We start from the raw sequence: 19714 nt of genomic DNA, 5'->3' as shown, positions 1-19714 counted from the left end.
TGTGACGCGGTTTGCGTCCGGAATTGCTTAAGAAAAAGAAAGAGCAACCTATGACGGTACATTTCATCGGCGCCGGCCCGGGGGCTGCAGACCTGATCACGGTGCGCGGTCGCGACCTGATCGGGCGCTGCCCGGTCTGCCTCTATGCCGGCTCGATCGTCTCGCCGGAACTGCTGCAATATTGCCCGCCCGGTGCTCGCATCGTCGACACCGCGCCGATGTCGCTCGACGAGATCGAGGCGGAGTATCTCAGAGCCGAAGCTGATGGTCTGGACGTGGCCCGTCTGCATTCCGGCGACCTCTCGGTCTGGAGTGCCGTGGCCGAGCAGATCCGCCGGCTGGAAAAGCACGGCATCGGCTACACGATGACGCCGGGCGTTCCCTCTTTTGCGGCGGCCGCCGCAGCGCTTGGGCGTGAACTGACCATTCCGGCGGTGGCCCAGAGCCTGGTTCTGACCCGCGTTTCCGGCCGCGCTTCACCGATGCCGAACAGCGAAACGCTTGCCGCCTTCGGCGCGACGGGATCGACGCTGGCGATCCACCTTGCGATCCATGCGCTCGGGCAGGTCGTCGAGGAACTGACGCCGCTCTATGGCGCCGACTGCCCCGTAGCCATCGTCGTCAAGGCCTCCTGGCCGGACGAACGCGTGGTGCGCGGCACGCTCGGTGATATCGCCGCCAAGGTGGCGGAAGAGCCGATCGAGCGCACGGCGCTGATCTTCGTTGGTCCGGGGCTCGAAGCCTCCGATTTCCGCGAAAGCTCGCTCTACGATCCCGCCTATCAGCGGCGCTTCAGAGGGCGCGGCGAATAGGCCGCACTCCCTCGGGGGTCGGCCTAAGTTTCCCGCTGAGAGGCTTTTGAAACCTATTCCGCCGGTTCTTCGCGGGGCGGTCGCTGCTTGAGCGGGACGCCGCGCTTTTCCTCGACGCGGTCGCGGTAGAGCGCCGCCTGACCGAGCAGCATCAGCGTCACCGGCGTGGTAACGACGACGAAGACGATGATCAGGATCTCGTGGAACACCCAGCGGCTCTGCAACACGGCAAAGCAGATGATCGAGGCGGTGCAGATCATCAGCACGCCGCCGCTGGTCGCGAGCGTCGGCGCGTGCAGGCGCTCGTAGAAGCTCGTAAACCGGAGCAGGCCGACGGAGCCGATCAGCGCCACCGCGGCGCCGAGAACGGTCAGCCCGCAGACGAGCACGGCGGCCCAGACGGGAAGATCGGTGAGGTGGCTCATTCGATGATCTCCCCGCGCATCAGGAACTTGCCGAAGGCGATCGACGAGACGAAGCCGATCAAAGCCACGATCAGTGCGGACTCGAAATAGAGCGAGTTGGCCGTGCGGATGCCGAAGGTCAAGAGCATCAGCATGGCGTTGATGTAGAGCGTGTCGAGGCCGAGGATGCGGTCCTGGGCGCGCGGTCCTCGCACCATGCGATAGAAGGCAAAGGCCATCGCCAGGCCGAGCATGATCTGGGCAATCAGGATCGACCAGATGATTGAAAGTTCCATCATCCGAATATCTCCTTCAGGGCGGTCTCGTAGCGCCTGACCGTATCGAGCCAGATGTCCTCGTTTTCCATGTCGAGCACGTGGAAGAGCAGCGACTTGCGGCCGCGATCGTATTCGAGCCAGGCCGTTCCCGGCGTCGCGGTCATGACACAGGCAAGCAGCGCCAGGGCGTTTTCGTCTTCCAGATCGAGATCGATGGTCAGGAAACCCGAATTCGGTGGCCGGCGCTGGCCACGCAGAATGACGGCGATGACCGCGATGTTCGAGCGGATCACGTCGAGGGCGACGGCAAAGCCGAAGCGCACGATCAACAGGATCCGGCGCGGATGCGATCGCATGAGGCCGAGCTTCAGCGTCACCCAGCCGAGACCGGTTGCCAGTATCGTCCCCATGAGGAAGGTGCCGGGTGCGACCGACTGATTGAGCAGGAGCCAGATGACGAGCAGCCCGACGGAGAGAAGCGGATAGGGGAGCCAGGTGCGCATCGCCTACTGCCCTCCTGCCCGGGGCGCCGTGAGCACCCGTTCCGTATACCCCGTGGGATCGAACAGCGAATCCGCCGTTGCCTGCATGTAGCGCATGGCCGGCCCGGCCTGCACGCTCAAGAAGATGCAGGCCGCGAGCAGCACGACCACGGGGGTGATCTCGATGACGACGACGCGCGGCACGGTGTTTTCGATCGACGCCCAGAAGGTACGGATGCCGACGCGGTTCATCGCAATCATCGCGGCGAGACCGGAAAGGATCAGCAGCGTGACATAGGTCCAGTCGGCGGCGGAGATCGCCGGCGCGGCTTCCGCTCCCGAAAGGCCGAAGAGACCGCCGAGGATGGCGAACTTGGCGACGAAGCCGGAGAGCGGCGGCAGGCCCGCAAGCAAGAGGGCGCAAAGGCAGAAGCAAAGGCCGAGGATTGCCATCGTGCCGGGGATCGCGGCTCCGACTTCTTCTTCCTCTTCGTCCTCGTCGGCGTCGCCATAGGCTTCCATCGTCACCGCCAGAACGTCGGCGCCGGCGTCACGGCCGCGCTCGACCAGTTCGATCAGCAGGAAGAAAGCGGCGATCGTCAGCGTCGAGCTGACAAGATAGAAGAGCGCACCGGCGATCATGCTCGGATGGCCGAGGCCGATGGCGGCGAGCAGCGTGCCGGAGGAGACCAGCACCGAGTAGGCGGCGAGGCGCCCCATGGCCTGCGACGCGAGCACGCCGATGGCGCCAAAGGCGATCGTCAGCAGGCCGCCTGCAAGCAGGACCGGCTGGCCGAAACCGGCAGACGCGCCGGCGCTCGCACCGAAGACCAGCAGGGAAAGCCTGAGAATGACATAGATGCCGACCTTGGTGAGGATCGCAAAGACGGCGGCGACCGGCGGCGTCGCGGCCGAATAGGCCGTCGGCAGCCAGAAGCTCAAGGGCCACATGCCGGCCTTCACCAGGAAGGCGACACCGAGCACGCCGGCGCCGACCTCGACCATCTGGCGATCCTCTGGCGAGAGCGTTGCCAGCTTCATCGAGAGATCGGCCATGTTGAGCGTGCCGGTCGCGCCGTAGATCAGGCTGACGCCGATCAGGAAGAGCGAAGACGCCGCAAGGTTGATCGCGACATAGTGCAGGCCTGCCTTGACACGCAGCGGCCCGGAGCCGTGCAGCAGCAGCCCGTAGGACGCCGCCAGCATGATCTCGAAGAAGACGAAGAGGTTGAAGAGGTCGCCGGTCAGGAACGAGCCGTTGAGGCCGGCGATCAGCAACTGGAACAGCGAATGGAAGTGATGGCCGGCGGTGTGCCAGCGCGCGATCGAATAGGCCTGGGCGGCCAGCGCCAGCCCGCTCGTTAGGCACAGCATCAGCGCCGACAGACGGTCGAGAACGAGCACGATGCCGAAGGGGGCGGGCCAGTTGCCGAGCTGATAGACGCCATTGCCCGCGGGCGCTCCGTCCATCGAGGCGATCCGCATCAGCACGATCGAGAGGATGAAGAGCGCGAGCGTCGAGACGAAGCTCATCACGCCCTTGAGCGAGCGGTTGCGCTCGTCGATCGGGATCATTGCGGCGCCGACCATCAGCGGCAGCAGGATCGGCAGGATCAGCAGGTGGTGCATCCAGTTAGTCATGGCGCTGCTCCCTGCCGTCGACATGGTCGGTGCCGGTGAAGCCGCGCGAGGCGAGCAGCACGACGAGGAAGAGTGCGGTCATGGCAAAGCCGATGACGATGGCTGTCAGGACGAGGGCCTGCGGCACCGGATCGGTGAAACGGCTGAGATCGCCGACGCCACCGGGTTCCAGCACCGGCGGCGCGTTCACCCGAAGGCGCCCCATGCCGAAGATGAAGAGGTTGACGGCGTAGGAGAGCAGCGAGAGACCGATGATCACCTGATAGGTACGCGGACGCAGCAGCAGGTAAACGCCGGAAGCTGTGAGGACGCCGATTGCGGCAGACAGAATGATCTCCATCAGCGTGCCTCCTTTCGCATGGCGCGCGCATGGGCACGCGGCGCGCGGATCGACTGGTGGGCAAGCGCAATCAAGATCAGCACGGTTGCGCCGAGCACCAGCGAGAACACGCCGAGATCGAAGAACAGGGCGCTCGCCAGCGGGAACTTGCCGATGATCGGCAGCGTCACGTATTGCGCATGGGACGTCAGGAACGGATAGCCGAAGAACCAGGAACCGATGCCGGTTGCGGCCGCCACCAGAAGGCCGATGCTCATCCAGCGCAGCGGATGGATGCGCAGCCGTTCCTCGACCCAGCGGGTTCCGCCGGACATGTATTGCAGGATGAAGCCGATCGACATGGCGATGCCGGCGGCAAAGCCGCCGCCTGGCAGGTCATGGCCACGCAGGAAGAGGTAGGCTGCGAGCATGCCGATGACCGGGAACATCCAGCGCATGATCACTGACGGCACGAACAGGTATTCGGCGACGCTGTCACCCTTGTTGCGGTCTGGATGATCGTCGTCGAAGGCGTTCTGGACGCGCTGCTGTTCCGGCGCCTCCAGGCTGTCGGCCTGCGGGCGGAAGCGCAGCAGCAGGGCGAAGACGGTGAGCGCGACGATCGCCAACACCGCGATCTCGCCGAGCGTGTCGAAGCCGCGGAAGTCGACGAGGATGACGTTGACGACATTGGTGCCGCCGCCTTCCTTGTAGGCGCGCTCGAGGAAGTAGCTTGCGATCGTGTCGGGCATGGGCCGGGTCATCATCGTATAGGCGATCAGCGCCACACCGCCGCCGGCGACGACCGCCAGCAGGAAGTCACGCAGGCGCCGGAAGCGGACCTTCAGCGACAACAGTTCGGTTTCCTCGGTGTCCTCGATGCGCTTCGGCAGCCACCGCAAGCCGAGCAGGATCAGCACCGTGGTGACGATCTCGACGAGCAGCTGGGTTACCGCCAGATCCGGCGCGGAAAGCCAGACGAAGGTCAGGCAGGTGGTGAGCCCGGCGCCGCCGAGCAGCACGAGCGCTGCCAGCCGGTGGAACTTTGCCAGGATCGCAGCACCGATGGCGCAGGCGATGCCGATCGCCCAAAGCAGGGCGAAGGCCGGATCGATGCTGCGCACGAGAAGCGGCGGCAGCTCGAAATGATTGAGAAGCAGTGGCAGCGCGCCGGCGGCGATCGCGATGAAGACGAGGAAGCGCATCTGCGGCTGCAGCCGCCGCGTGCCGAGGCGTTGCTCGAGAAAGCGCGCCCATTTCCAGGAGAGCGTTACCAGCACGCGCTCGAAGATGCGCTGGCCATGCAGCAGGCGGAAGACCGGCGGCCCTTCGACGCTGGTGGCGAGATAGTTGCGCATCAGGAAGTAGAGGCCAATGCCGCCGAGAAGCGCCACGAAGCTCATGATCAGCGGCAGGTTCCAGCCGTGCCAGACGGAAAGACTGTAATAGGGCGTGTTGGCGCCGAGAATGGAGACGACCGCCGTGTGCAGGAATGGGCCGATGGTGATCGCCGGGATGATGCCGACGACGAGGCAGGCAAGCACCAGGAACTCGATCGGCACGCGCATCCAGCGCGGCGGCTCGTGCGGCACCTTCGGCAGGTCCTCCGGCGTCTTGCCGAAGAAGACGCTGTGGATGAAGCGCAGCGAATAGGTGACCGCGAACATGCCGGCGAGCGTCGCGACATAGGGCGTCATCGTGTCGAGAATGTTGGCCTGGTGCGTTTCGATCGCTTCGGCGAAGAACATTTCCTTGGAGATGAAGCCGTTCAAGAGCGGCACGCCGGCCATGGCCGCGCTCGCGACCATGGCGAGCACCGCCGTTCCAGGCATGTACCTGATCAGCCCTCCGAGCTTGCGCATGTCGCGCGTTCCGGTCTCGTGGTCGATGATGCCGGCCGCCATGAACAGCGACGCCTTGAAGGTCGCGTGGTTGACGATGTGGAACACCGCGGCGACCGCGGCCAGCGGGCTGCCGAGGCTCAAGAGCACGGTGATCAGGCCGAGATGGCTGATGGTGGAATAGGCGAGCAGGCCCTTGAGGTCCTGCTGGAAGATGGCGAAATAGGCGCCGAGCAGCAGCGTCGAAAGACCGGCGAGGCCGACGATCCAGAACCAGGCCTCGGTGCCGGCCATGACTGGCCAGAGGCGCGCCAGCAGGAATACGCCGGCCTTCACCATGGTTGCCGAGTGCAGGTAGGCCGAGACCGGCGTCGGCGCCGACATGGCGTGCGGCAGCCAGAAATGGAACGGGAACTGCGCGCTCTTCGTCAGCGCGCCGAGCAGCACCAGGATCAAGACCGGCATGTAGAGCGGCGAGTTGCGGATGAGGTCACCGGAGGCGAGCACGACGTCGAGATCGTAGCTGCCGACGATGCGGCCCATCAGAAGCAGGCCGACGAGCATGCAGAGGCCGCCGGTGCCGGTCACCGTCAGCGCCATGCGTGCGCCGTCGCGGGCGTGCGCATTGTGGTGCCAGTAGCCGATCAAAAGGAAGGAGACGATGCTCGTCAGTTCCCAGAAGACGGCGAGCAGGATGAGATTGCCTGAAAGCACGACGCCGAGCATCGAGCCCATGAAGGCGAGGAACAGCGACAGGAAGCGCGGCACAGGGTCTTCTGCCGCCATATAGTAGCGGGCGTAAAGCACCACGAGCACGCCGATCGCGGTCACCAGAACCGTGAAGAGCCAGGCGAAGCCGTCCATCCGGAGCGTGAAGTTGAGGCCGAGTTCCGGAAGCCAGGCGATGTCGTAGCGCAGGACGCCGCCGGAAGTGACGAAGGGATAGAGACCGGCGGCGACGAGGAAACACAGGAACGCGATCGCTCCTGCAAACCAGGCCGTCGCACCGCGCTGATCGGGCGGAAAGAAGATTGCAAGGAGGCTTCCCGCAAATGGGGCGAGAATGAAGACAGAAAGCAATTTTCCCGCGTATTCGATCGTACCGTTCCCTTCGTTCGGGTTCATGGAGAGCGGGCACCCGAGCGCCGTGCTTTCCGAAAGAATGCACAGGAAACGCACCAGGATTTTGATTCTAGAGCATCTTTTCCGCTTTCAGTGGTTCCACTTGAAGCGGGACACTCTAGAGGCCCGAAAGGGCGGTCGCATCAGCGACTGCCGCAGGTGATGCCGCCATTCCCATGAAGCGGAGGCAGGCAATTGTTTTTATGGCGATTCGCGGCAGGGCTGCCAAGCCTCAAGCCTGCGAAAAATGCACGCACCTGCGTTTTTAACAGGCGCCGAAGCCTATCTCAGGCTGCCAGCCACCGGCGCTCGAAGGCGAAGGTCGCAAGGTCGTTGGCGCTCATGGGCCGCGCGAAGGCATAACCCTGCAGCCCGTGGCAGCCGAGTTCCTTCAGGATAGCAGCGTGTTCGAGGGTCTCGACGCCTTCGGCGATCACCTCGATGCCGAGCGATGTGCCGATATCGATGATGGACTCGACCAGGCGTTTTTCGGCCGGCGACTTCAGGATCGGCAGGACGAGCTGGCGGTCGATCTTCAAGCGCCGCGGCGTCAGCTTCAAGAGGCTGACGATGGATGCATAGCCGGTGCCGAAATCGTCGATCTCGATGTCGATGCCGAGTTCCTTGATCCGACGGATGTTCGACAGAACCGTCACGTCGCTCTCGTCGAAGGAGATCGATTCCAACAGTTCGAACGACAGGCGGCCCGCCGGGATCTGCAGCTGCTCCAGCCGCTCGATCAGATTTTCGTCGTGAAGCCGCGCATAGGAGAGATTGACCGAGACCTTGGGGATATGAATGCCGCTCGCTTCCCAGCGGTAGATCTGGAACAGCGCCTGCTCCAGGATCGCCTGGTCGATCGAGGCCACGACGTTGATGTCTTCGGCCGTCTTCAGGAACGTGTGCGGACCAAGCAGGCCCTTGGTCGGATGATCCCAGCGCGCCAGCGCCTCGACACCGATGATATCCAGCGAGCGCGGACAGAACTGCGGCTGGAAATGCGCGATGAACTCGTTGTGCTCGAGCCCGCGCAGGATCTCGTCGGCGGTCTGCTTGGTCTTGAAGACTGCCGTCTTCAGTTCGCCGGTGAAGATCTCGTGCCGGTTGCGGCCGCGGCGCTTGGCCTCATAGAGCGCGATGTCGGCATTGACGAGCACGTGCGACAGCTCTTCGTTCGCCTGGCTCTGGGCGGCGATGCCGATGCTGACGCCGATGCGGCACTCCTGGTCCTTGTAGCGGACGGGCACGCTCATCGCCTCGATGATGCGCGACGCCAGCCGGGCGTCCGGCTCCATGCCGCCGTCCTGGCGGACGAGGACGAATTCGTCGCCGCCAATGCGGGCGACGAAGTCCTTTTCGTCGGCATTGCCACGCAGCAGTTCGGCGGCATGCCTGAGGATCTCGTCGCCGGCCGCGTGGCCGAGCGTATCGTTGATCTGCTTGAACCGGTCGAGATCCATGTGGAAGATGCTGAGCTTCGCCTCGCGCGCGAAATGCCGGTCGCGCTCAGCCAGGACCTGGTCGAGGAAGCGGCGGTTCGGCAGGCCGGTCAGCGGATCGTGCAGCGCATTGAACTCCATGCGATGGCGCGCCGCTTCGAGCTCGACGCTGTGCGCCTCGGCCGTGCGCTTGGCTTCGAAAAGCGTTTCGCGGGTCTCGAAGTCAGCGGTCACGTCCCAGTTGACCCCGACGATCTTCCGGTGGCCGTCGGCGCCGATATAGAAGGAACCGTTGGCCCGGATGTGGCGCGTGCCGCCGTCAGGCAGGCGGACGCGGAAATCGGAATTGTAGGCGAGCCCGGATTCCAGCGCCTCGGCAAATTCCCGTTCGGCGCGGTCGAGATCGTCCGGGTGCAGCGTGTCCTTCCAGTCGTCATAGGCCTGGCGCAACGATGCCGACCGTCCATAGAGCTCCTTGGTCCGATCGTCCCAGAGCAGCTTCCTGCTGGCGACGTCGAGTTCCCAGATGCCGATCTGGGAGGAGTCGAGCGCGATCTTCAGCCGATGGGAGAGCTCCTGGAGCTGCGCCTTGCTGTGCCTCAGGGCACGAATGTTGCCTTGCCGCTCGGCCAGGAGGCGCCCGGTCAACACCATCGGCAGGATGATCATCAGGCCGCCGATGACGATGAGGCCGCGAATGAGCCAGGCATTGCCAGCCGTCGTCGGCCAGCCGCCCTTCGGAACGGCGGCGATATGCCAGGAGCCACCGGGCAGAAGCACGGTCATTTCGACCGGTGCATCGCGGAAAATGTTCGCGTCGCCGTAAAAGACCGGACCCTGCGCGCCGGTGCCGTCGCGACCGGCAATGGCGACGTCGATGCCGAGTTCATCGGAAGAAAGGCCGCTGTCGCGATAGAGCCGGTCCACGTCGATGATGGCCGAGACGATGCCCCAGAAGCGGTTGCTGCCGCCGCCCGCATCGATCGATACGGGGAAGCGGCCGATCAGGCCCTTGCCGCCCTGGACGAGATCGACAGGCCCGGCAAGCACCATCTGGCCGGTGTCCTTTACGCGCAAGACGGCGGCGCGCTGCGCCTCGTTCTTGCGATAGTCGAGGCCGAGTGCGCGGCGATTTTGTTCGAGCGGATAGACGAGCGAGACGATCAGATTGGGCGCAGCGGCGATGCTGCGCAATTGCGAGCGCTCGGTGAAGACACTGCGCGCCAGAGCGGCGAAACGCTGCTGGTCCATCGCCGGCTCGGTGACCAGGGTGCCGATCAGCCCGCGAACGAGCTGGATGTTGCCATTGACGTTGGCCTCGAGCTTGGAGCGGATGGGGTTGAGTTCCTCGGCGACGCGGGCGCGCTGGCGCGCCTCGTCGACCACCTGGTTCTGGTTGTCCGCAAGGATGCCGGCGACCAGAACCACGAAGGCGGCGATGATCGCCGGAAGATAGCTCGGCGTCAAAACCCTGGAGAGCCTCTTCATTCCAAGGTTGAAAGCATGTCTGGCAGGCACGAAACACCCCGGCGGCACGCGAATGGCTATGTCTTGAGCCGGATAATCCCAAAAGGGTCTTAATAAACCTTGTTTTAGGTGCCGCTTTTATTCCTTCGCGTCTCAGTCACCTTTGCGCTCGGGCAGCTTCTTGTGCTTGGTTTCTGCAAGCTCTTCGAGTTCACCTTCGCTCATGGATTTTTCCATTTCGCGCGACGCGCCTTTGAGGCTGGATTTCTTGACGTCGCCGCGCTTGGCGGCAAGGGCAGCGCCGGCTGCACGCTGCTGGGCTTTCGATTTGGCTGGCATGGCACGTGGCCTTTCGGTTGGTTGCCCTGGCCAACGCGAGGCAGCGACGGATGTTCCGCGAAGCTAGGTATTCTCCCGCGCTTCGATCATCGCCTGCAGCGTCTCCAGCCGGTCGGCGTCGCGCGGCAGCTTGTCCTGTCTCAGGCGCGCGATGCGCGGGAAGCGCATGGCGACGCCCGACTTGTGCCGGCTCGAGCGGTTGATGCCCTCGAAGGCGACCTCGACGACGAAACCGAAATCGGGCTCCGCCCTGACTGCCCGCACCGGGCCGAAGCGTTCGGTCGTGTTGTCCCGGACGAAGCGGTCGAGGATTTCGAGTTCCGCATCGGTGAAGCCGAAATAGGCCTTGCCGACGGGCACCAGCGTTTCCTTGCCCTCGATGTCGGTCCAGACGCCGAAGGTGTAGTCGGAGTAATAGCTCGAGCGCTTACCGTGGCCGCGCTGGGCATACATCAGCACCGCGTCGATATTGAAGGGCGCGCGCTTCCACTTGAACCACGGGCCTTTGGCGCGGCCCGGCGTATAGGGCGAATCCAGCCGTTTCAGCATGATGCCTTCGATGACGGGATCCGGCGGATCGGCGCGCAGCCGGTCGAGTTCTTCCCAGGACGAGAAGGGCACCAGCGGCGAGAGGTCGAAATGCTGCGGCGAGGCGCGCTCGACGAGGCCGGCGAGCATTGCTCTCCTTGCGGCGAAGTCCAGCGGGCGAACGTCCTCTTCGCCTGAGAAGAGAATGTCATAGGCGCGAACGAAGGCGGGATAGGTTTCGATGAGCTTGTGGCTGACCGTCTTGCGGTTCAGCCGTTGCTGCAGGTCGGCGAAGGTGCGCGTCGCACGATTGGTGCGCGCGGTGCCGCCGACCAGCAGTTCGCCGTCGATCACTCCGGAAAAGTCGGCGGCTTCCAGCACATCGGGAAAGGCGCCGGAAATCTCGTCGCCGCTGCGGGAATAGAGCCGGCGCACGCCGCCGATGTTGGCAAGCTGCACGCGGATGCCGTCCCACTTCCATTCGGCGGCGAAATCCTTGGGGTCGAGCCCGTCGAGATCGCCGTCGCCGACGGGATTGGCGAGCATGACCGAATGGAAGACCGCCGGCGTCGAAAGCGCCGGCTTCTCCGCCTCTCCCGAAAGCCAGCGGAAGAGCGGCAGGTAGGGCGGCGACAGGCCGTGCCAGAGGGTCTCGATTTCGGCGACGTCCTTGCCGCCCATGTCGGCGAGCGCCTGCTTGGCGAGCTTGGCTGAAACACCGATGCGAAGGCCTCCCGTCACCAGCTTGAGGAAGGCGAAGCGCGCCGAGGTGTCCAATCGGTCGAGCATGTCGCGAACGACGCCGCGCACATCGGCGCGTCCGGTCCTTTGCAGGCGCTCGATGGCCTCGCCAAGCGGAATGTCCGCCTCCACGGTGCCGGCAGGCGGCTCCCAGACGAGCGAAACCGTTTCGGCAAGGTCGCCGACATAATCGTAGGAATACTGGAAGAGCACCGCGTCCATGCGTTCGAGCAGGAGGTCGCGGATCATTGCTGGCTTGACCGTGTTGAGCGACAGCGTGCCGGCGATCGCCGCAAGCGCATAGCCGCGATCGGGGTCCGGCGCGGTGCGGAAGTAATCGACAAGCAGGCGGATTTTAGCGTTGCGCTGCGGGCTGAGGACGAGACGGTCGAGCAGTTCGGCGAAGGCGCGCATCCGTCACTCTCCCTCGTCGTCGTAGCCGACGAGATGCAGCGGACGGGCGGCGATGCCCTTGAGTTCGCACCAGCGCACCAGCGCCTCCTCCCGCCCGTGCGTGACCCAGACTTCGGCCGGTGCGATCTCGGTAATCGTCTCTGTCAGTTCGGCCCAATCGCAATGGTCGGAGATGATCAAGGGCAGCTCGACGCCGCGCTGTTTCGCCCTTTGCCGGATCAGCATCCAGCCGGAAGCGAAGCTGGCGATCGGGTCGGAGAAGCGACGCGACCAGCGATCGGCGAAGGCGGCGGGCGGGCCGATCACGATCGTGCCCCTGAAGTCCTGCCTGTCGTCGGCGGCGAGCGTTGCGGGCCGCAGGTCGCCAAGGTCGATGCCCTGGCTCTGATAGTAGTCGCACAGCCGTTGCAGGGCGCCATGGATGAAGATCGGCTGGTGATAGCCCTCTTCGCGCAGCAGCGCGATCACCCGCTGCGCCTTGCCGAGCGCATAGGCGCCGACCACATGGGTGCGCTCGGGAAACTGCGCCAGCGACGTCAGCAACTTGCGCGTTTCCGCGCGGTCGTCCGGGTGGTGGAAGACCGGCAGGCCGAAGGTCGCTTCGGTGATGAAGACATCGCAGGCGACCGGCTCGAAGCCGGCGCAGGTCGGGTCCCGCCGTCGCTTGTAGTCGCCTGAGACGACGATGCGGGTGCCGTCTGTACGAACGGAGATCTGCGCCGAGCCGAGCACGTGGCCGGCAGGATAAAAGCCCACCTCGACGCCGTTGACGGTGAGCGTTTCGCCAAGGGCGATCGGCTGGCTCGTGCCGCAGAAGTCGTCGCCGTAGCGGATGCGCATGATGTCCAGGGTCTCGCGGGTGGCGAGCACCTGGCCATGGCCGGCGCGAGCATGGTCGGAATGACCATGGGTGATCAGCGCCCTTTCGACCGGTTGAACCGGGTCGATGTAGAAGTCACCGATCGGGCAATAGAGGCCTTTGGGGGCGGGGTAGAGCAGGGCGTCCGGTTTCATGGACTGAAAGATAGCCGGCGAATGCACATTCGCCAGCCGTCTTGTTCAAGTTTTTCGAGGCGCAACATTTGCTGCGCCTCGTTCAGCCTCAACCCGGCAGAACCAGCGTGTCGATGATCAGCTTCAGCGTGCGGGCGGCATCGATGTCGATGCAGGCCTTCTGGCTCGGCAGATCGTCCCAGGGGCTCGGCGGGAACAGCCTGGTGTCGGGGCTCTGGATCGTCTGGCCATCGGCAATGCCGCCGCAGACGACGCGGATCGCGCCGCTTCTGACGGTGAACAGGTCAGGCGCCACGACATAGGCGCAGGCGCAGCTGTCGTGCACGACCATGCCATCGGGCACGTGCTGCTCGTAGAAGGTGACGTAGAACTTCGAGATGTCGGCAAGCAGTTTGCCGGCGTCGCCGCCGCGTTCGGCGACATCGGCGATCATCGCCTTGGTCATCACGGTCTGGGTGGTGACGTCGAGACCGACGACGGTAACCGGCCAGGGCGCAGTCATGACAACGTCGGCGGCTTCCGGGTCGCCGTGGATGTTGGCCTCGGCAGCCGGCGTGATGTTGCCGTTGACGTCGAAAGCGCCGCCCATGATGACGACTTCGCGCACGAGCGCTGCGAACTCGGGATCCTCGCGCAGCGCCAGCGCCAGGTTGGTCATGCGGCCGACGGCGATCAGCGTCACTTCGCCGGGATGGGCGCGAACGGTGTCGATGATGAAGCGGTGCGCCGGGCGCGGGTCGACCGGCAGGTCGATCGTCTCGGGCACGTCGATATTGCCGAGGCCGTCGTCACCGTGGATGAAGGTCGGCCAGCCGACATGCGGGCGCTCAGGATTGAAGGTCTTGTCGAGGCCCTTGGCCACGGGCGCGTCGATGCCCCACTCACGCTTCAGGAACAGCGCGTTGCGCGTCGTGGTTTCGACCGAGGCATTGCCGAAAACGGTGGTGATGCCGATCAGGTCGATGGCCGGGTGACGGTGCAGGAAGAGCAGCGCCATTGCATCGTCGATGCCCGGATCCGTATCAAAGATAACTTTATGCATTCTCGTTCTTCTTTTCTTGTTCTTGTGTTTGACGGCTCGCAATGGAGGCAAGATGGGCGCGAATGTCAATCGCCATCCGGGTTGATGGGGGAGCGGCCGCGCCTCTGACCGGTTTCCATGGGAACACCGCCAACCGGGCGAGCATGGCAAGCTCTGCGTGTGGATGGGAACGGCTCATCCAGTCAACCGGGAGGTAATGTCATGCATAGGCTGGTCCTTGTTTCCATGATCGTCGTCACCGCGGCAACGTCGTTTGCCGCTCCCGCCTTTGCCCAAAGCGCCGGCGGCAAAAGCCGTGGCGGCGGTGGGGGCGGCAACGGTTCTTCCGACAGCAGCGACTGGTATGCCGGCATCGGTTCCTTCACCCATTCCAACGACAGCTACAACCGGCGGCGCCCCAAGGTCATCCTGACGAAGTCGGGTGCCTATTGCGTCGAAAACCGCCGATGGGTCGACGCCTCGGGCAAGGCGCATTTTTCGCCTTACCGCGAGTGCCGCGACCGCATCGATATCGCCGTGGACTGATCGACGTAGAGCTTTGAGAGGGAGACGGGCGCGCAATCGCCCGCCTCCCTTTTTTGTTGATCCCCTGCCGCCGGTCTCCTGCGGGTTGCCGGCAGATCGCTACCGCAATTTAAACTTTCCGAAAGGTCGCGCGCCTAATGTTGTGCTGCCCGTTCCGGGCTTTTTGCAATTTCTGGATATGACGGCGGAGTCCACCCTCGTGAAGGCTATCCTCGGCAAGATCAGGCCATCGAAGAGACTGCTCGTCATTCTCACGGCGGCCTTCGGTGTTTCCGCCGCTTCGGGCGGGGCTGCCGTCTATGTCAGCCGCGACGCGCTGATGGCGGAACTTTCCAAACCGAAGGTGTCGGGCCTCGAATGCACGACCATTCGCACGCTGAAGCTCAGCCACAACGGCCAACGCTGGATCCGCATGCATGTCAAGACCGACCGCGCCGACGGCCAGGCGCGCATGCGCACGGCGTTGCGCGTCGTCGGCGCCCTGGCCAAGGCCGAACGGGCAGATCTCTATCAGGTCGTCGTGCTCGATTCTGCCGGCCCTGAAAACCGGGCCGATGTGCGCGGTGCCGCGATCGGTGCGGAGGTGCTCTTCGCCCCCGGTCCGCAGAGCGTTCCGGGCATGAGCGAGACGTTTCGGGCGTTCTACAACGACGGCACGGCCAATTCTGTCGGTGTCTTCCATGGCAAGACCGTCGACCTTTCGATGGACGACATCCGCACGATGATGGCGGCCATGGACGACCATTCGCCATGCATCGATCCTTCGGCCGCACCGGCCGATGGCGCGACCGCCGAGGGCGGCGCCGGTGAACACGAGGCCAAGCCGGCCGAGACCGCCGAGGCTTCCGCGGGCCACTAGGCCCGGGTCACATCCGGCTATCTGATCCCTCTGAAACTGAAAAAGGCCCGGCGCGTGAGCGGCGGGCCTTCCTGTTCGTGGCGATGCGACCTTGATCAATCAGCCTTCTGCCGGCGGGCCGGGAAGAGGATGACGTCGCGGATCGACGGTGCGTTGGTCAAAAGCATGATCAGGCGGTCGACGCCGATGCCGAGGCCACCGGCCGGCGGCATGCCCTGGTCGATCGCGTCAAGGAACTCGTCGTCGAGCTGCTTGGCCTTTTCGCCGCGCGCATGCGCCTGCTCCAGCTGCTCGACCATGCGGGCGCGCTGCTCTTCCGGGTCGTTCAGTTCGGAGAAGGCGTTGCCCAGTTCCCAGGCGTTGCAATAGGTCTCGAAACGCTCGACGAGGCGCGGCTCGCCCGGCACTTCCTTGGCAAAGGGCGAGATGTCCTTCGGGAAATGCGTGACGTGGGCGGGCTGGATCAGCGTGCCTTCGACCTTCTCTTCGAAGATGAAGGCGAGGCACTCGCCCCAGGTCCAGTCCTTCTCGACCTCGAAGCCGGCAGCCTTGGCGGCAGCGCGGGCTTCCTCGTCGGTCTTCATCGCCAGGAAGTCGATACCGGTCGCTTCCTTGACGGCGTCGGGCATCGGCACGCGACGGAACGGACCCTTGAAGGAGATTTCCTTGTCGCCATAGGCAAACTCGGTCGAGCCGTGGATCGCCATCGCAAGCTCACCGAACAGCCGCTCGACGAGGTCCATGATGTCCTCGTAGTCGGCATAGGCCCAGTAGCACTCCATCATGGTGAATTCCGGATTGTGCCGGGTGGAGACGCCTTCGTTGCGGAAGTTGCGGTTGATCTCGAAGACCTTGTCGGTCAGACCCGAAACCAACGTGCGCTTCAGGTACAGTTCCGGCGCGATGCGCAGGAACATGTCGAGCTTCAGCGTGTTGTGATGCGTCTTGAACGGCTCGGCGGTGGCGCCGCCATAGACCGAATGCAGCATCGGCGTCTCGACTTCCATGAAGCCGTCGTTTTCCATGAAGCGACGGATGCCCGAGACGATCTTGCTGCGCTGCTGGAAGCGCAGCTTCGATTCCTCGTTGGTCATGATGTCGAGGTGGCGCTTGCGGTAGCGGATCTCGATGTCGGAGAGACCGTGCCACTTCTCGGGCATCGGCAGCAGCGACTTCGTCAGCATCGTGATCGCCTGCGCGTTGATCGTCAGCTCGCCACGCTTGGTGCGGCGTACGACGCCGGTCACGCCGATGATGTCGCCGATGTCGATCATCGGCAGCAGTCCGCGGGCTTCCTCGCTCGTCACGTCCTTGTGGCTGAAGATCTGAATCTTGCCCGACGCGTCATGGATGTCCATGAACATGCCGGAGTTGCGCGAGGAGTAGACGCGGCCGGCGACGGTCACGACATCCTGCGTCTCGGTATCCGGCTCCAGGCTCTCGTACTTGGCGGTCAGCTCGGCATTGCTCATCGTCCGGTGGAAATGCGCCGGATAGACGTCGCCGATCTGCTCGCGCAAAAGCTTCAGCTTCTGTGCGCGCACTTCCGTGGCGTCGGAGGAGAGGCCAGTGGTCTCGGTCTTGTCGTTCATCGTGCTCTCCTTACTTTCCGCTGCCGACCATGGAAGCGACTACCTGGGACGCGACCTTGAGGCGTTGGCGGACCACGGCGCGGCCGAGGATTTCCATGCTGTCGAACAGCGGCAGCGAGCGCTGCGAGCCGGACACGGACACGAAGAGCGGCGCCAGGATCACCTTCAGCTTCTTGCCCATGCGCTCGGCGATCGCACGCAGTTCGGCCTCGATCGATTCCTTGTTCCATTCGAGGATCTTTTCAAGGTCCGGCTGAACCGTGTTGAGGATCTCGAGCAGCTCTTCCGGCGTCGACTTGACGCCGGCGAAGGCTTCGGGCTTGAGGCCGAGGTCCGACTTCAGAAGGAAGCCAGCGAGATCGGGCAGTTCGCCGAGCTTGGAAATGCGCGACTGGCTGAGCTTCAGGCCCTGTTTCAGGCGGTCGTTTTCCATGGCCCAGGCAAGGACGCGGGCGGCGAATTCTTCTTCCGAAAGCTTCTCGCGGATCCAGCGGGCGTTCAGCCAGTCGAGCTTCTGGATGTCGAAGATCGCGCCGGCCTTGGAGAGGTTCTCCGAGTCGAATTTTGCAGCCAGTTCCTCGATCGTCAGCAGCTCCTCGCCTTCGGCGATCTGGATGAAGAACAGGCCGAGGAAGTTCATCAGCGCTTCCGGCAGGTAGCCAAGCGCCGTGTAGTAGGAGATCGACGTCGGGTTCTTGCGCTTCGACAGCTTCGACTTGTCGGCATTGCGCATCAGCGACAGGTGCATGAAGACCGGCGGTTCGAGGCCGAGATAGCGGTAGATCAGGATGTGCTTCGGCACGGAGGCCAGCCACTCCTCGCCGCGGGCGACGTGCGTGATCTTCATCAGATGGTCGTCGACGACGTTGGCCATGTGATAGGTCGGCATGCCGTCGGCCTTGAGCAGGACCTGCATGTCGACGGCATCCCACGGAATTTCCACGTCGCCATAGACGCCGTCGGTAAACTTGCACGAGCCCTCTGTCGGGATCTTCATGCGCACGACATGGGGCTCGCCGGCGGCAACGCGCGACGTCACTTCCTCGGCGGACAGGTGGAGACACAGGCCGTCATACTTCGACGGCTTGCCGGCGGCGCGCTGGCTCTCGCGCATCTGCTCGAGCCGCTCGGGCGTGCAGAAGCAACGGAAGCCGTGACCGTTCTCGACGATCTTTTCGACGTAGGGGCGGTACAGGTCCTTGCGGTCGCTCTGGCGGTAGGGACCGTAAGGGCCACCGACATCAGGACCTTCCGACCATTCGAGCCCGCACCATTTCAGCGCGTCCAGCACCTTCTGTTCGAACTCCGGCGTCGAGCGGGTGGCATCGGTGTCCTCGATGCGCAGGATGAACTCGCCACCATGCTTTTTTGCGAAGAGGTAGTTGAACAGAGCGATGTAGGCGGTGCCGACATGCGGCTCGCCGGTGGGGGAGGGTGCGATGCGTACCCGGACTGCTGAATTTGCCATGGTCTTTGCCCGTCTGACGTGCTTTTCGCCCCTTGCCGGAGAAGAAACCGGCCGCCGGGGGCGCGCATTTTATGGGAAGGAAAGGCCCGCAAGGGTGCCGCAACAACGGTATCGGCAGGCTATTCCAATAGGCTCGCGTGAGACCATAGAACGCCGATCATGTCAACGGAAACCCGATCACGCCGGTTTTTGTTGACACTGCCGCCTGCGGGCGTTAATGAACCAAAAGGTTATTTAACTGAAAGGTTTTTTAGAAAATGCCGGAAGATCGCTTGTCGACGACGCTCTCAGCCCTGGCCGATCCAACGCGAAGGGCCATTCTCGCCCGCCTCGCACTTGGCGAAGCCTCGGTCGGCGAGCTGGCGGAGCCCTTCGAAATGAGCCTGCCGGCAGTCTCCAAGCATCTCAAGGTTCTCGAGCGCGCCGGGCTGATCAGCCGCGGCCGCGAAGCGCAGTGGCGACCATGCAAACTTGAAGCCGCTCCGCTGAAGGACGTCAACAGCTGGCTCGACGGCTACCGCCGCTTCTGGGAGCAGAAGTTCGACCGTCTCGACGCCTATCTGCAGGAACTCCAGCACATCGACCCCGGCGCCGGCAAGAACTGATCGCCGCCCGTCTTCCGTCTCTGGCCATTCTGCGCTAAGCAGGGGACGTCGAAAAAGGCAGGACCGGATAAGGTAAGCCCGGTCCCTTCGGTTTTCTAAACGAAGCTCTGCTCGAACGTCCCGTTCGAACCCACGACGTGGTTCCGATGCAATCGCATCGGTCCGCGGCGGGGTGTATGCAATCGACGCAGTCCGCCGCGTTTCTCGAACACGGAGACTGTAACATGCGACTGAACCATATCGACCTCCATAGCCCTGTCGTTGCCGAAACGGCGTCCTTCCTCATCGATCATTTCGGCCTGACGCTGGTCGAAAAACGCGGCAAGGATGCCTTCTATCGCCTGACGGACGGTTCCGGCCTGGTGCTTGTCGTCAGTCCGCCGATCACCGCGCTCGGCGGCGTCGACCAGGTCAGCCTCGGGGCCCAGACCTACCACATCGGCTTTCTGCTGCCGGTGCGGGCCGAGGTCGACGACGTCTACCAGCGGGCGCGTCAAGCCGGTGTCCAGGTGATCCCGCCCGCCGACCGGCACGGCGCCTACGTCTTTTACGCAACGATCCCTGGCAACATCCTGGTCGAGGTCGGCCATCGTCCGGATGTTTGATGGGTTGAAACCGGATCGGAACGTTTCCTGAAGAGATGCGTTGTCCAACCAGAAGGCGTGGAGACCGGCCCCGGCAGGCTCGACGGCAAGGGGAAACGACCCCGTTTGTCTTGCCGCCGATGGCTCGCGGTTGACGGCCGGTTTCGGGCTCCGCGTCTTCCAGAACTCCCGCAAGCA

At 63.9% G+C, this 19714-nt stretch carries 18 protein-coding genes; 5 read left to right on the top strand and 13 right to left on the bottom strand.

Annotated features, from left to right (window positions below):
• The first annotated feature begins 50 nt into the window (after positions 1 to 50).
• Positions 51 to 812: a precorrin-4 C(11)-methyltransferase gene (gene cobM, locus OKW20_RS26905; protein WP_429177033.1), complete on the top strand. Its 762-nt coding sequence runs from the start codon at positions 51 to 53 to the stop codon at positions 810 to 812.
• A 53-nt stretch (positions 813 to 865) separates the two neighbouring features.
• Here the strand turns inward: cobM and mnhG are convergent, their stop codons facing one another.
• The 11 genes from mnhG to OKW20_RS26850 all read right to left on the bottom strand — a co-directional run bounded on the left by mnhG (position 866) and on the right by OKW20_RS26850 (position 13883).
• Entirely contained in the window at positions 866 to 1237 is a 372-nt protein-coding gene (gene mnhG / locus OKW20_RS26900; RefSeq protein WP_043618517.1) for a monovalent cation/H(+) antiporter subunit G, read from the bottom strand.
• Positions 1234 to 1515: a K+/H+ antiporter subunit F gene (locus tag OKW20_RS26895; RefSeq protein ID WP_034787089.1), complete on the bottom strand. Its 282-nt coding sequence runs from the start codon at positions 1513 to 1515 to the stop codon at positions 1234 to 1236. Before OKW20_RS26895 ends, mnhG begins: the two co-directional genes overlap by 4 nt.
• Positions 1512 to 1997 carry a Na+/H+ antiporter subunit E gene (locus OKW20_RS26890; protein WP_043618515.1) on the bottom strand — a complete coding sequence of 162 codons (486 nt, stop codon included), beginning with the start codon at positions 1995 to 1997 and terminating at the stop codon, positions 1512 to 1514. The genes OKW20_RS26895 and OKW20_RS26890 overlap by 4 nt, the downstream gene beginning before the upstream one ends.
• 3 nt (positions 1998 to 2000) lie before the next feature.
• Positions 2001 to 3617: a monovalent cation/H+ antiporter subunit D gene (locus OKW20_RS26885; protein WP_429177030.1), complete on the bottom strand. Its 1617-nt coding sequence runs from the start codon at positions 3615 to 3617 to the stop codon at positions 2001 to 2003.
• The gene (locus OKW20_RS26880) at positions 3610 to 3957 is read right to left on the bottom strand and encodes a Na+/H+ antiporter subunit C (protein WP_034787081.1); all 348 of its coding nucleotides are present in this window, start codon (positions 3955 to 3957) and stop codon (positions 3610 to 3612) included. The genes OKW20_RS26885 and OKW20_RS26880 overlap by 8 nt, the downstream gene beginning before the upstream one ends.
• Positions 3957 to 6902, bottom strand: coding sequence for a monovalent cation/H+ antiporter subunit A (locus OKW20_RS26875; protein WP_429177028.1), 2946 nt, complete (start codon positions 6900 to 6902; stop codon positions 3957 to 3959). Before OKW20_RS26875 ends, OKW20_RS26880 begins: the two co-directional genes overlap by 1 nt.
• Before the next feature lie 284 nt (positions 6903 to 7186).
• Complete coding sequence (locus OKW20_RS26870; protein ID WP_429177136.1) at positions 7187 to 9826, bottom strand: bifunctional diguanylate cyclase/phosphodiesterase; 2640 nt, start codon at positions 9824 to 9826, stop codon at positions 7187 to 7189.
• Positions 9827 to 9958: 132 nt separating this feature from the next.
• Positions 9959 to 10144, bottom strand: a complete 186-nt coding sequence (locus OKW20_RS26865) for a DUF3008 family protein (RefSeq protein WP_043618506.1) — start codon at positions 10142 to 10144, stop codon at positions 9959 to 9961.
• 63 nt (positions 10145 to 10207) lie between these two features.
• Positions 10208 to 11827 carry a cisplatin damage response ATP-dependent DNA ligase gene (locus tag OKW20_RS26860; RefSeq protein ID WP_429177027.1) on the bottom strand — a complete coding sequence of 540 codons (1620 nt, stop codon included), beginning with the start codon at positions 11825 to 11827 and terminating at the stop codon, positions 10208 to 10210.
• A gap of 3 nt (positions 11828 to 11830) precedes the next feature.
• The gene (locus tag OKW20_RS26855) at positions 11831 to 12841 is read right to left on the bottom strand and encodes a ligase-associated DNA damage response exonuclease (protein WP_429177025.1); all 1011 of its coding nucleotides are present in this window, start codon (positions 12839 to 12841) and stop codon (positions 11831 to 11833) included.
• An 88-nt stretch (positions 12842 to 12929) separates the two neighbouring features.
• Positions 12930 to 13883 (bottom strand): nucleoside hydrolase, encoded by a 954-nt coding sequence (locus tag OKW20_RS26850; RefSeq protein WP_043618497.1) that lies wholly within the window; start codon positions 13881 to 13883, stop codon positions 12930 to 12932.
• A 201-nt stretch (positions 13884 to 14084) separates the two neighbouring features.
• Between OKW20_RS26850 and OKW20_RS26845 the strand changes: the two genes are divergently transcribed.
• Positions 14085 to 14408, top strand: a complete 324-nt coding sequence (locus OKW20_RS26845; RefSeq protein ID WP_429177022.1) for a hypothetical protein — start codon at positions 14085 to 14087, stop codon at positions 14406 to 14408.
• A 199-nt stretch (positions 14409 to 14607) separates the two neighbouring features.
• Positions 14608 to 15267 (top strand): hypothetical protein, encoded by a 660-nt coding sequence (locus OKW20_RS26840; protein WP_429177019.1) that lies wholly within the window; start codon positions 14608 to 14610, stop codon positions 15265 to 15267.
• A 95-nt stretch (positions 15268 to 15362) separates the two neighbouring features.
• Here OKW20_RS26840 and lysS read toward each other — a convergent pair whose 3' ends face one another.
• A complete protein-coding gene (gene lysS, locus OKW20_RS26835; RefSeq protein WP_113187302.1) occupies positions 15363 to 16859 on the bottom strand; it encodes a lysine--tRNA ligase in 1497 nt (498 codons plus the stop codon).
• A 10-nt stretch (positions 16860 to 16869) separates the two neighbouring features.
• Positions 16870 to 18327 (bottom strand): glutamate--tRNA ligase, encoded by a 1458-nt coding sequence (gene gltX, locus OKW20_RS26830; protein WP_429177015.1) that lies wholly within the window; start codon positions 18325 to 18327, stop codon positions 16870 to 16872.
• A 257-nt stretch (positions 18328 to 18584) separates the two neighbouring features.
• Between gltX and OKW20_RS26825 the strand changes: the two genes are divergently transcribed.
• Positions 18585 to 18932: an ArsR/SmtB family transcription factor gene (locus OKW20_RS26825; protein WP_043618487.1), complete on the top strand. Its 348-nt coding sequence runs from the start codon at positions 18585 to 18587 to the stop codon at positions 18930 to 18932.
• 224 nt (positions 18933 to 19156) lie between these two features.
• Positions 19157 to 19537, top strand: coding sequence for a VOC family protein (locus OKW20_RS26820; RefSeq protein ID WP_429177013.1), 381 nt, complete (start codon positions 19157 to 19159; stop codon positions 19535 to 19537).
• The last annotated feature ends 177 nt before the right edge of the window (positions 19538 to 19714 follow it).

It is taken from the genome of Ensifer sp. LBL (assembly GCF_050435225.1).
Classification (GTDB): domain Bacteria; phylum Pseudomonadota; class Alphaproteobacteria; order Rhizobiales; family Rhizobiaceae; genus Ensifer.
The sequence above is the reverse complement of the archived record's forward strand: the minus strand, read 5'-3'. Positions and strand labels throughout refer to the sequence as shown.